The following is a 12679-nucleotide window of genomic DNA, read 5'->3' on the forward strand; positions in this document are numbered from 1 at the left end:
GTGCAATTTGTTGCGATTGTTTCAGCCCATTTAAAGAATTCATTTCCCGGCTTTTTCGCCGGTTAGGGTGTCCGCCCGGGTCACCACCCCGACGGGTGGGCCGAGAGCCAGTCGGGGTGCCGCTCCCGCAGCTCGTCCCGGCCCTCCCGGGTGGGCAGCAGCACGTCCGCCCCGCCGTCGTACGGCGCGTAGAGCCAGCTCAGGTCCGGCGGCGCGATGATCACGTGGTCGACCTCGTCGTCGGCGACCCGGCGCAGCAGGCCAGCGAGGCGTACCGACCGCCGGTCCACCCGGCTGGCGTACGCGTGGCCGAAGCAGAGCTCGGGCTCCAGATCCGGCCAGGAGAAGACCGACCAGCACTCCGCCTCGGGCAGCAGTTCGGCCAGGACCGGCTGCCGGCGGCCGGGTGTCGGGGTGCCCAGCACCTCCACGGTGATCACCACCAGGTCGGTGGCGCCCAGCTCGGCCAGCACCGTGTCGTGCCGGTGCAGGATGGTCGCGTACTCCTCGTCGGTGTCGGCGTACCGCTTCGAGCCGGGCAGCGAGTGGAAGCGGACCCAGCGCTCCGGCTCGACCGGCAGGGAACGGAAGATCGGCGGGAGCTGGGGCCAGCGCGCCTCCCAGGCGGCCCGCAGCTCCCCACCGCCGTCCTGCGGCCAGAAGCGGACCTCGCCCTTCGGCACGTCCTGCCGTCCGGACGCCGCCACCTCGCGCAGCGTCCGCACGTACGGGTCGTCGGTCGGCTCGTCCGGGTCGGCGTCGAAGACCGCCACCAGATCCTCGCCGTCGTCGCCCCACGACCAGCCGTACACCTCGCGCCAGACCGCCAGGTTGGGGTGCGGCACGTCGGTGCACGCCTCGGCCGGCGCCAGCAGCTCGATCGCCCGGCCGAGCTGCTCCTGGGTCACCCGGACCGAGCCCGTGCCGCCGTGCCAGCCGACGACGGTGGCCAGGACGGCGGCGGGCAGTACGTTCCCCGCGCCGTTGACCCGCAGGAAGCAGATGTCCTCCGGGGAGCGCGGGTACGCCAGGTCCACCGACGGGAAGCCGATGCCGTGCAGCACCGGCCGGCGCCAGCGCAGCTCACGTTCGAACCGGTCCCGCGCCGCGCCGATCTCCGCCAGCGTCGCCCATCGCTGCGTCACGGCCGGATCATGGCAGACCCGGCCGTGACGACGCACCCGCGCGTCACATCCGCTCGACGGTCCGGATGCCGAGCAGGTGCAGCCCCTGCCGCAGCGTCCGGGCGGTGAGGTCGGCCAGCACCAGCCGGCTCTCCCGCAGCTCGCCGGAGGCGCGCAGCACCGGGCAGCGCTCGTAGAAGGCGCTGAACGTGCTGGCCAGCCGGTGCAGGTAGCCGGCCAGGTGGTGGAACTCCAGGCTCCGCTCCATCTCGGCGACCACCCCGGCGAAGCCGAGCAGCTCGAACGCCAGCGCCCGCTCCGCCGGTTCGGTGAGCAGGATCTCCGCGTCCGGCCGCGCGTCCGTCCCGGCCCGCCGGAAGACCGACCGGATCCGCGAGTACGCGTACTGGAGGTAGGGCGCGGTGTTGCCGTCCAGGGAGAGCATCCGCTCCCAGTCCAGCACGTAGTCCCGGGCCCGGTCGGTGGCCAGGTCGGCGTACTTGATCGCGCCGATGCCGACGGCCCGGCCGATCTCGGCGGCGGCCTCGGCGTCCAGCTCGGGGTTCTTGGTCCGGGCCAGCTCGGTGGCCCGGGCGACCGCCTCCTCCAGCAGCCCGACCAGCTTCACCGAGCCGCCGGCCCGGCTGCGCAGCATCCGCCCGTCGGAGCCGAGGATCGAGCCGAAGCCGAGGTGCACGGCCCGGGTCGGCGGGCGCAGCCACCCGGCGGCCTCGGCGACGGCGAAGACCATCGCGAAGTGCTGCCGCTGCGGCAGGCCGACGACGTAGAGCAGCCGGGTCGCGCCGAGGTCGTCGGTCCGGTGCCGCAGCGCCGCCAGGTCGGTGGCCGGGTAGCCGTAACCGCCGTCGCCCTTGCGCACGATCAGCGGCAACGGCTCGCCGTCCCGGCCGGTGAACCCGGACGGGAAGACACAGTCCGCGCCGTCGCTGGCGCGCAGCAGCCCGAGCCGGTCCAGCTCGTCGACGACCCCGCCCAGCCGGTCGTTGTAGGCGCTCTCGCCCCGGAAGTCGTCCCGGGTCAGCGTCACGTCGAGCAGCTCGTACACAGTCAGGAAGTACCGCTCGGACTGCTCCACCAGCAGCCGCCACAGCCGCAGCGTCCGCTCGTCGCCGCCCTGCAACGCGACCACCCGCTGCCGCGACCGCTCCCGGAACGCCTCGTCGGCGTCGAACTTCACCCGGGCCGCCTTGTAGAACGAGTCGAGGTCGCCCATCGACAGCTCCTGCGTCGCCTCGGCCTCCCCGAGGTCGACCAGGTGCTCGATCAGCATCCCGAACGGGGTGCCCCAGTCCCCCAGGTGGTTGACCCGCACCACCCGGTGCCCGAGCCAGTCGAGCAGCCGGACCGCGGCGTCGCCGATGACCGTGGAGCGCAGGTGCCCCACGTGCATCTCCTTGGCCACGTTCGGCGCCGAGTAGTCGACCACCACGGTCTCCGGCGCGGGCGCCACCGGCACGCCGAGCCGGTCGTCGCCGGCCAGCCCGGAGACCAGCGTGGCCAGCGTCCGGTCGGCCACCGTCAGGTTGAGGAAGCCCGGCCCGGAGACCTCTGCGGCCGCGCAGACGTCGTCCAGCTCCGCGTGCTCCAGCACCGCCGCGGCGATGTCGCGCGGCGGGCGTCCGAGCCGCCGGGCCAGCGCCAGCGCCGCGTCGGACTGGAAGTCCGCGCGCGGGGAGCGCCGCACCAGGGGGTCGACCGGGCCGCCGGCCACGGTCGCGAACGCCGGCGCCAGCCGGTCGGTGAGCAGCCTTTCAAGATCCATGGGTACGCCGATCTCGCTCGGATCCGCGCGGTCACGCGGATCTGGACACGGGAGAATGCGGGCGGACCGAGGACGAACGGCGATGACCGGCGGCTCGATCCGCCGGTCGCAGGGAAAAGGTCAGCGCGGGCGGGCGACGGATCGCCGGCGTCGCTCCGCACCGACCTGGACGTCACAGGACGGTCCGGTGGTGTGGGCAGGCGCGCTGGTCATGTCGGAGAGCCTAGCGGGCCGGCCGGCGACGCGTACACCGCGTTCCCGGCCGGCCCGGTGGCCGTACCGTCGCCGTCAGGCAGTGGCGGCGGCCTTGCGGGCGCGCTCGGCCCGGCGCCGCACCTGCTGGTACGCCCCGGTCAGCCCCATCGCCCGGCGGACCTCGACCACGGTCCGGCGGACCTGCTCACGGGTCCGCTCGGTGCCGTCCACGATCAGCTGGTCGACCAGGCCGGCGTCGGCCTCGATCCGGGCGCGACGCTCCCGGATCGGGTCGAGGAACCGGTTCAGCGCCGCCGCCAGGGCCTCCTTGACCTCGACGTCGCCGACCCGACCGGCCCGGTAACGCGCCTTGAGCTCCCCCACCGCCGCGCGGTCCGGGTTGAACACGTCGTGGTACGCGAAGACCGGGTTGCCCTCGACGGTGCCCGGCACGTCGGCGCGGACCCGGTTCGGGTCGGTGTACATGGCCATCACCTTGCGGCGCACGGTCGCCGCGTCGTCGGCGATCGCGATGGCGTTTCCCCTGCTCTTGCTCATCTTTCCCTGGCCGTCGGTGCCCACCAGGGTGGGCGTGTCGGAGGCGATCATCTCCGGCACCGGGAAGACCTCGCCGTACAGGTGGTTGAAGCGGCGGGCGATCTCGCGGGTCACCTCGACGTGCGCCGCGTTGTCCTTGCCGACCGGCACCACCTGCGCCTTCACGCAGAGGATGTCCGCCGCCTGAAGGACGGGATAGCCGAGCAGGCCGTACGGGATCTCCGCGCGGCCGGCGTCCCGGGCCATTTCCCGCACCGACGGCACCCGTTCCAGGCGCGGCACGGTCACCAGGTTCTGGAACAGCGTGTTCAGGTCGCCGACCTCGGGGATGGCGGACTGGAGGTAGAACGTGGCCCGGGCCGGGTCGACCCCGCACGCCAGGACGTCGGTGACCATCTCCCGGGCGTTGCGGGACACCTGGGCGATGTCCTCGCGGCGGTGGCGGGTGGTCAGCATGTGCAGGTCGGCGATGATGAAGTAGCTCTCGTACCGCCGGTGCAGCGCCACCCGGTTGGCGATGCTGCCGACGTAGTGACCGAGGTGCAGCCGCCCGGTGGGGCGGTCCCCGGTGAGCATCCGTGCAACGGACATGGTGATGGGCCTTTCGTGCGGAGGATTGAAGGGACGCGCACGCGCGCGCGATCGACCCGGGGCGTGGTCGCCTGAGGGTCGGTGGGGTCGGCTCGTCAGAGCACGAACCGCCATCGCGCGCCGGCGCGGAACCGCAACCCACCGGCACGAAGCACGTCGAGGATCCGCTCCCGGCCGTCGCCGGGGCCGCTCGGAAAGGACGGCAGGAGGTCACGCGGGAGGCCGTCGACGGCCTCCGGCGCGAGGATGACCGGCCGGACCATGCATCCACGGTAACCGCACCGACGCGGATCGTGGGCCCGGCCGATCAGGTCAGCCCTTGCGGTAGCTCTCCTCGTAGTAGCTGCCCACCCGGCGGCGGTAGTCCGGCTCGCCGAACGCGTCCGGGTCGAAGGCCGGCGACTCCTTGACCTGCTCCCGGGTGCGGTCGACGTGCACCACCCGCTCCAGGTGGTCGACCCGGGCGATCGTGCCCACCGGCAGCAGCACCTTGCGGCCGAAGATCCACGGCCCGGTGTCCACCACCAGGTAGCGGGCGTCGGCGTCATCGCTGGCCTCGTCGATCGCGCCGATCCGGCCGTCGGTGGCCTCCACCCGGTAGCCGACCAGGTCCACCGGGGTCCCCGGGCCGGGAGCATCGGGCCCGTCGTGTTCGGTCCGCCGCCGGGGCTCCTCGCCCGGTTCCGCCCGGTCGTACCCGCCGGCGAGCGCCGCCGGATCGCGCCAGGTCCACGGGTTGAACGGCTGCATCTGCGGACACCTCCGATTCGTCGTCGTCCACCTCCGAAGTGCCCCGCCCGCGCGCGCGGGAAACGGTACGGCAATTCTTCGTTCACGCGAATGCGCGCGGTGCGAAGTACGTCATATTCGGTGAACGTCTATTTCCTCCGACGTCGGACCCCAGGTCAGCGGCGCTGTGATCGTTTCCACGCACACCCGGCGGGATGGGGCAGTGTCCACTTGGCACATTCGTCCGGCGGGTGCCGCCGACGATTCTGGTCCTGCATCCGGCAGCACCGAGAAAGGGGACGCAGATGTTTCGCACCATTCGGCGTATCGGAATCGTGACGGCCCTGGCGGTGGGTCTCGTCGGCGCCGGCGGGGCGTCGGCGCAGGCGGCGGTCAACCCGTACACCGCGCAGTCGCTCTGCGGTCTCGGCTACACCGAGATCGACAAGGACCCCATCCGCAACCAGGCGACCGGCGCTCGGCTCGGCACCGTGCACCTGCTCTACAACCCGCTGACCGGGTACGGCTGCACGGTGACGGTGAAGGCGGCGTACGTCGGCGTGCTGACCCGTACCCAGGTCTACCTCGCCGCCCAGTACCTGCCCACCCAGACCGACGACGGCAACCGCCTGTACGCGGCCGGCCCCACCCGGGCGTACGTCCGCGGTGGTTGCATCATCTGGGGCGCGCTGATGGCGGACCCGGACGGCACCGTGCACTACCACGACCGGGCGAACCCGGCGATCGGCGGCATCGGCACCTGCTTCTGACCGCTCCCGGTCCCCGGGGTCCGTGCTCGTCGCGGGCTCCCGGGAACCGAGCGGCCGCCCTCGCCGCACCGGTAAGCGGCCCACTGAGCTGCGGGTACCGGTCGGCGGGGCGTCGCCCGCTGGCATACTGGCCAGCCATGGTGCTCTCCCGCGGCTGGTCCGTCTTCCTCGTCGCGGTCGGGGTGTGGAGCTGGGTGATCTGGCCCCGGTTCGCGGTCGCCATCTGGAACGACCCGCGCGCCTGGTCGACCGGCACGGTCGGCGACGGCACACCGACCGGCTTCCTCTGGGTGCACGCCCTGCTGATCGCCACGTCGCTGGCGATCGGCACCACCGTAGGCGTGCTCGGCGTACGCGGCTGGCTCGCCGCCCGCCGGCGGTCCGCCTGACCCGCCGGGTCCCCCACTGAACGACCGCCCCCTGGCCCGTCAGCTCCGGGCGAAGGCGGGGTCGCCTTCCGGCGGACCTTCGCCCCAGCCCCGAAGCGCGCAGTCACTTCTCCAGCCCGTGGTGCGGAGCCACCGAGCCGTGGCGCGGAGCCACCGGGTTCCTCTCCGCCCCTATAGGGAGCGGCAGACCATCGGTTCTCCCTTGTAGGGAGCGGCAGACCATCGGTCGTGAACCCAGCTGCCTGGCCCGCTCGGTGGGGGAGCACGCCGCGCCGACCATGCCGAGCTGGAACCGCCGTCGCGTCCGGCGGGTCGCTCGATCACCCGCAGTGTCATGCGTTCAGCGGCGCCCCGGAATCTCCCCGGCCACCCCGTGCGTTGCTACCCCTGCGGCGGGGCCTCGACCTCCGGCGGACTGGCGCGAAGTGCCTGACCTGCGGGGATAGTCGGGGGAAGATGGTGTGACGGGGGACGCTACCCGCGGATTTGACGATCAAACCCGCAGACGCGTAACTTTCTCTCTGCCAGCGCGGAACGGACGAAACAGGGCGAAAGACCTGGAGGCCGGAGCGCGGCAACGAGCTCCCGGCACCGAGGGTGGTACTCCTCGGAGCCTGGGACCGGGCGGTGCCCCGAAGACGCTGCGAGGCGGATTTGGTGGGGCGGAACCGACCGGGTAAGGTTGTCGACCGGCAGGGCACCGGGCGAGCTTGCGGGACACCGCAGCGGCCGGCCTGCCAAATCCGATGATCAAGCGCTGCGGGTGACCGCTGCGCGCGGTCGCGGGCGCCAACCCGTACGAAGCGTGATAGACCGGGACACACCGGTTGACACGGGGAAGACGGTGAGGTAACGTAGTAAAAGTGCCCGGCGCGAGAGCGGCGGTCGCGACAGAGCGAAAATGCCCCGGGTCGGGGGTCCTCTTCGGGGGGTTTCCGGGCGGTGTGTGGTTGTTCTTTGAGAACTCAACAGGGTGCTTGATAAGCCAGTGCCAATTATGATTTATACCCCGGACTGGCAGTTCTTCTTCGGGAGTGCTGTTGGTTGGGATTCCTTTGGCAACACTTTTGTTGTCAGGACAGTTTTTCGACAAGTTTTTGTTGGAGAGTTTGATCCTGGCTCAGGACGAACGCTGGCGGCGTGCTTAACACATGCAAGTCGAGCGGAAAGGCCCTTCGGGGTACTCGAGCGGCGAACGGGTGAGTAACACGTGAGCAACCTGCCCTAGGCTTTGGGATAACCCCGGGAAACCGGGGCTAATACCGAATATGACCTGGCCTCGCATGAGGCTTGGTGGAAAGTTTTTCGGCCTGGGATGGGCTCGCGGCCTATCAGCTTGTTGGTGGGGTGATGGCCTACCAAGGCGACGACGGGTAGCCGGCCTGAGAGGGCGACCGGCCACACTGGGACTGAGACACGGCCCAGACTCCTACGGGAGGCAGCAGTGGGGAATATTGCACAATGGGCGGAAGCCTGATGCAGCGACGCCGCGTGAGGGATGACGGCCTTCGGGTTGTAAACCTCTTTCAGCAGGGACGAAGCGTAAGTGACGGTACCTGCAGAAGAAGCGCCGGCCAACTACGTGCCAGCAGCCGCGGTAAGACGTAGGGCGCGAGCGTTGTCCGGATTTATTGGGCGTAAAGAGCTCGTAGGCGGCTTGTCACGTCGACCGTGAAAACTTGGGGCTCAACCCCAAGCCTGCGGTCGATACGGGCAGGCTAGAGTTCGGTAGGGGAGACTGGAATTCCTGGTGTAGCGGTGAAATGCGCAGATATCAGGAGGAACACCGGTGGCGAAGGCGGGTCTCTGGGCCGATACTGACGCTGAGGAGCGAAAGCGTGGGGAGCGAACAGGATTAGATACCCTGGTAGTCCACGCTGTAAACGTTGGGCGCTAGGTGTGGGGGGCCTCTCCGGTTCCCTGTGCCGCAGCTAACGCATTAAGCGCCCCGCCTGGGGAGTACGGCCGCAAGGCTAAAACTCAAAGGAATTGACGGGGGCCCGCACAAGCGGCGGAGCATGCGGATTAATTCGATGCAACGCGAAGAACCTTACCTGGGTTTGACATGGCCGCAAAACTCACAGAGATGTGAGGTCCTTCGGGGGCGGTCACAGGTGGTGCATGGCTGTCGTCAGCTCGTGTCGTGAGATGTTGGGTTAAGTCCCGCAACGAGCGCAACCCTCGTTCGATGTTGCCAGCGCGTTATGGCGGGGACTCATCGAAGACTGCCGGGGTCAACTCGGAGGAAGGTGGGGATGACGTCAAGTCATCATGCCCCTTATGTCCAGGGCTTCACGCATGCTACAATGGCCGGTACAATGGGCTGCGATACCGTGAGGTGGAGCGAATCCCAAAAAGCCGGTCTCAGTTCGGATCGGGGTCTGCAACTCGACCCCGTGAAGTCGGAGTCGCTAGTAATCGCAGATCAGCAACGCTGCGGTGAATACGTTCCCGGGCCTTGTACACACCGCCCGTCACGTCACGAAAGTCGGCAACACCCGAAGCCGGTGGCCCAACCCCTTGTGGGAGGGAGCCGTCGAAGGTGGGGCTGGCGATTGGGACGAAGTCGTAACAAGGTAGCCGTACCGGAAGGTGCGGCTGGATCACCTCCTTTCTAAGGAGCACCTTCACCCGAAAGGGTGCAAGGAGCCCGCGCCATCCGAATGTGGTGGCGGGGTGCTCAATGGCGGAGACACTGGCGAGTCTGGTCCTGGCAACGGCCGGGTTCCTCCTAGTACGACCACCTTGGTGGTAGGGAACGGGGTCCTGGTGCGGCTGGGCACGGATGTAGAGCACCCTGTTGGGTCCTGAAGGAACAACCTCGGTTGTCTTTCAGAACCATGACCCCACCTTGGTGGGGGACGGTTGCCAGGCATGACCTGGCCTCGCATACCGCCGGCGTTGGTCGGGCTGGTGTGGGGTGGATCTGGTTGTGGGTTGGTCGTTTGTTGAGAATTGCACAGTGGACGCGAGCATCTTTGTGGTCAAGTTGTCAAGGGCGAACGGTGGATGCCTTGGCACCAGGAGCCGATGAAGGACGTGGGAGGCCGCGATAGGCCTGGGGGAGCTGTCAACCAAGCTGTGATCCCAGGGTGTCCGAATGGGGAAACCCGGCACCAGTCATGTGGTGTCACCTGCACCTGAACACATAGGGTGTATGGAGGGAACGCGGGGAAGTGAAACATCTCAGTACCCGTAGGAAGAGAAAACAAATAGTGATTCCGTGAGTAGTGGCGAGCGAAAGCGGATTGAGGCTAAACCGGCTGCGTGTGATACCTGTCAGGGGTTGCGTGGTCGGGGTTGTGGGACCCCGCTGAACAAGCTGACACTTGTTCGAGGAGTTACAAAGTCAGTGGCTAGCCGAATGGTGTGGAAAAGCCAACCGTAGACGGTGATAGTCCGGTACGTGAAAGTTGCTGACCTTCTGTGGGTGTTCCCGAGTAGCGGCGGACCCCTGAAATCTGCCGTGAATCTGCCAGGACCACCTGGTAAGCCTAAATACTTCCTGGTGACCGATAGCGGACGAGTACCGTGAGGGAATGGTGAAAAGTACCCCGGGAGGGGAGTGAAATAGTACCTGAAACCGTTCGCCTACAATCCGTCGGAGCCTTGCGGGGTGACGGCGTGCCTTTTGAAGAATGAGCCTGCGAGTTAGTGGCATGTGGCGAGGTTAACCCGTGTGGGGGAGCCGTAGCGAAAGCGAGTCTGAATAGGGCGATTCAGTCGCATGCTCTAGACCCGAAGCGGAGTGATCTAGCCATGGGCAGGCTGAAGCGCGGGTAAGACCGCGTGGAGGGCCGAACCCACCAACGTTGAAAAGTTGGGGGATGACCTGTGGTTAGGGGTGAAAGGCCAATCAAACTCCGTGATAGCTGGTTCTCCCCGAAATGCATTTAGGTGCAGCGTCGCGTGTTTCTTGCCGGAGGTAGAGCACTGGATGGTCTAGGGGGCCCACAAGCTTACCGAAATCAGCCAAACTCCGAATGCCGGTAAGTGAGAGCGCGGCAGTGAGACTGCGGGGGATAAGCTTCGTAGTCGAGAGGGAAACAGCCCAGATCACCAGCTAAGGCCCCTAAGCGTGTGCTAAGTGGAAAAGGATGTGGGGTCGCATAGACAACCAGGAGGTTGGCTTAGAAGCAGCCACCCTTTAAAGAGTGCGTAATAGCTCACTGGTCAAGTGGTTCCGCGCCGACAATGTAGCGGGGCTCAAGCACACCGCCGAAGCTGTGGCATTCACATTTCAACCTCGCTTGGACTTGATTCCTTGTGCAGGTGTGTGGATGGGTAGGGGAGCGTCGTGCCGCGGGTGAAGCAACGGGGTGACCCAGTTGTGGACGCGGCACGAGTGAGAATGCAGGCATGAGTAGCGAAAGAAGGGTGAGAAACCCTTCCGCCGGATGACCAAGGGTTCCAGGGCCAGGCTAATCCGCCCTGGGTGAGTCGGGACCTAAGGCGAGGCCGAGAGGCGTAGTCGATGGACAACGGGTTGATATTCCCGTACCCGCGAAAGAGCGACCCTGACGAACCTCGCTGTGCTAACCACCCAAACCGGCGGCGACCTTCGGGTCAATGTTGGGGAGCGTGGGAACCTGGCGGGTAGTAGTCAAGCGATGGGGTGACGCAGGAAGGTAGCTGAGCCCGGCCGGTGGTTGTGCCGGGGTAAGCGTGTAGGCCGCACCATAGGCAAATCCGTGGTGCACAGAGGCTGAGACGTGATGCCGAGCCGATTCAGGTGAAGTCAGTGATCCTATGCTGCCGAGAAAAGCCTCTAGCGAGTTCTTAGCGGCCCGTACCCCAAACCGACACAGGTGGTCAGGTAGAGAATACCGAGGCGATCGGGCGAACTGTGGTTAAGGAACTCGGCAAATTGCCCCCGTAACTTAGGGAGAAGGGGGGCCGGAGACGTGAAGCCCCACGCGGGTGGAGCGTTGTATGGCCGCAGAGAGCAGGGGGAAGCGACTGTTTACTAAAAACACAGGTCCATGCGAAGAAGTAATTCGATGTATATGGACTGACGCCTGCCCGGTGCTGGAACGTTAAGGGGACCTGTTAGCTCTTCGGGGCGAAGCGGAGAACTTAAGCGCCAGTAAACGGCGGTGGTAACTATAACCATCCTAAGGTAGCGAAATTCCTTGTCGGGTAAGTTCCGACCTGCACGAATGGCGTAACGACTTCCCCACTGTCTCAACCACAGGCCCGGCGAAATTGCATTACGAGTAAAGATGCTCGTTACGCGCGGCAGGACGGAAAGACCCCGGGACCTTTACTATAGCTTGACATTGGTATCCGAATTAGCTTGTGTAGGATAGGTGGGAGCCGGTGAAGTCCATACGCCAGTATGGGTGGAGGCAATCTTGAAATACCACTCTGGTTGATTTGGGTATCTAACTTCGGACCGTTATCCGGTTCAGGGACAGTGTCTGGTGGGTAGTTTAACTGGGGCGGTTGCCTCCTAAAGGGTAACGGAGGCGCCCAAAGGTTCCCTCAGCCTGGTTGGCAATCAGGTGTTGAGTGCAAGTACACAAGGGAGCTTGACTGTGAGACTGACAGGTCGAGCAGGGACGAAAGTCGGGACTAGTGATCCGGCACTTGCGAGTGGAAGCGGTGTCGCTCAACGGATAAAAGGTACCCCGGGGATAACAGGCTGATCTTCCCCAAGAGTCCATATCGACGGGATGGTTTGGCACCTCGATGTCGGCTCGTCGCATCCTGGGGCTGTAGCAGGTCCCAAGGGTTGGGCTGTTCGCCCATTAAAGCGGTACGCGAGCTGGGTTTAGAACGTCGTGAGACAGTTCGGTCCCTATCCGCCGTGCGCGTAGGATACTTGAGAAGGGCTGTCCCTAGTACGAGAGGACCGGGACGGACGAACCTCTGGTGTGCCAGTTGTCCCGCCAGGGGCACGGCTGGTTAGCTACGTTCGGAAGGGATAACCGCTGAAAGCATCTAAGCGGGAAGCTCGCTTCAAGATGAGGTATCCCACCATCCTTTGGATGGGTAAGGCCCCCAGCTAGACGACTGGGTTGATAGGCCGGAAATGTAAGCCCGGTAACGGGTTCAGTTGACCGGTACTAATAGGCCGAGGACTTGACTACAAAGCTGCTACGCGTCCACTGTGCAACTCCCGACAAACGAACAACACCCCAGCACTCTTGTGTTGGTCGAGTTGTTTGACATGTCGATAGAGTTACGGCGGTCATGGCGGAGGGGAAACGCCCGGTAACATTCCGAACCCGGAAGCTAAGCCCTCCAGCGCCGATGGTACTGCACTCGGGAGGGTGTGGGAGAGTAGGACACCGCCGGACAACCATTCGATCAGGGCCACCCCTTTCAAGGGGTGGCCCTGATTGGCATATCCACCCCCGGAAATCAATCTGCCTCTCGTTCGGCGAATCGCCCGGGCGACCCACGTCTTCTCGGTACCGTCGGTGCGGGACCCGCGCCGCCGCGTGGTCCCCCGCCGTGATGGCGGGAAACGTGACGTGGAGTACGCCTCGTCCGCAATCGGTGCGGACCGGTCGGGGTACCTGTTTCACCGTACGA

Annotated in this window: 7 protein-coding genes and 3 rRNA genes; 5 read left to right on the top strand and 5 right to left on the bottom strand. The window is 66.2% G+C overall.

The window, feature by feature from the left end; all coding sequences use genetic code 11:
• Positions 1-80: 80 nt before the first annotated feature.
• From FHX75_RS31695 to FHX75_RS17610, 5 genes are all read right to left on the bottom strand, one after another.
• Positions 81-1145 carry a DUF3885 domain-containing protein gene (locus tag FHX75_RS31695; protein WP_246158161.1) on the bottom strand — a complete coding sequence of 355 codons (1065 nt, stop codon included), beginning with the start codon at positions 1143-1145 and terminating at the stop codon, positions 81-83.
• A gap of 43 nt (positions 1146-1188) precedes the next feature.
• The gene (argS, locus tag FHX75_RS17600; protein ID WP_154941244.1) at positions 1189-2907 is read right to left on the bottom strand and encodes an arginine--tRNA ligase; all 1719 of its coding nucleotides are present in this window, start codon (positions 2905-2907) and stop codon (positions 1189-1191) included.
• Positions 2908-3195: 288 nt separating this feature from the next.
• Entirely contained in the window at positions 3196-4251 is a 1056-nt protein-coding gene (gene trpS, locus FHX75_RS17605; protein ID WP_154941245.1) for a tryptophan--tRNA ligase, read from the bottom strand.
• A 95-nt stretch (positions 4252-4346) separates the two neighbouring features.
• A complete protein-coding gene (locus FHX75_RS30835; RefSeq protein ID WP_170285391.1) occupies positions 4347-4514 on the bottom strand; it encodes a hypothetical protein in 168 nt (55 codons plus the stop codon).
• A gap of 49 nt (positions 4515-4563) precedes the next feature.
• Positions 4564-5001, bottom strand: a complete 438-nt coding sequence (locus FHX75_RS17610; protein ID WP_154941246.1) for a PRC-barrel domain-containing protein — start codon at positions 4999-5001, stop codon at positions 4564-4566.
• A gap of 284 nt (positions 5002-5285) precedes the next feature.
• On the opposite strand from FHX75_RS17610, the gene FHX75_RS17615 reads away from it, so the two are divergent.
• The 5 genes from FHX75_RS17615 to rrf all read left to right on the top strand — a co-directional run bounded on the left by FHX75_RS17615 (position 5286) and on the right by rrf (position 12441).
• The gene (locus FHX75_RS17615; RefSeq protein ID WP_154941247.1) at positions 5286-5750 is read left to right on the top strand and encodes a hypothetical protein; all 465 of its coding nucleotides are present in this window, start codon (positions 5286-5288) and stop codon (positions 5748-5750) included.
• A gap of 137 nt (positions 5751-5887) precedes the next feature.
• Positions 5888-6139, top strand: coding sequence for an SCO4848 family membrane protein (locus tag FHX75_RS17620; RefSeq protein WP_154941248.1), 252 nt, complete (start codon positions 5888-5890; stop codon positions 6137-6139).
• Between the two features lie 1097 nt (positions 6140-7236).
• Positions 7237-8753, top strand: a 16S ribosomal RNA gene (locus FHX75_RS17625).
• Positions 8754-9121: 368 nt separating this feature from the next.
• A 23S ribosomal RNA gene (locus tag FHX75_RS17630) occupies positions 9122-12231 on the top strand.
• A gap of 93 nt (positions 12232-12324) precedes the next feature.
• Positions 12325-12441: ribosomal RNA gene (gene rrf / locus FHX75_RS17635) — 5S ribosomal RNA — on the top strand.
• The 16S, 23S and 5S rRNA genes sit together here, the layout of an rRNA operon.
• Positions 12442-12679 lie beyond the last annotated feature (238 nt).

It is taken from the genome of Micromonospora palomenae (assembly GCF_007829925.1).
Lineage (GTDB): Bacteria > Actinomycetota > Actinomycetes > Mycobacteriales > Micromonosporaceae > Micromonospora > Micromonospora purpureochromogenes.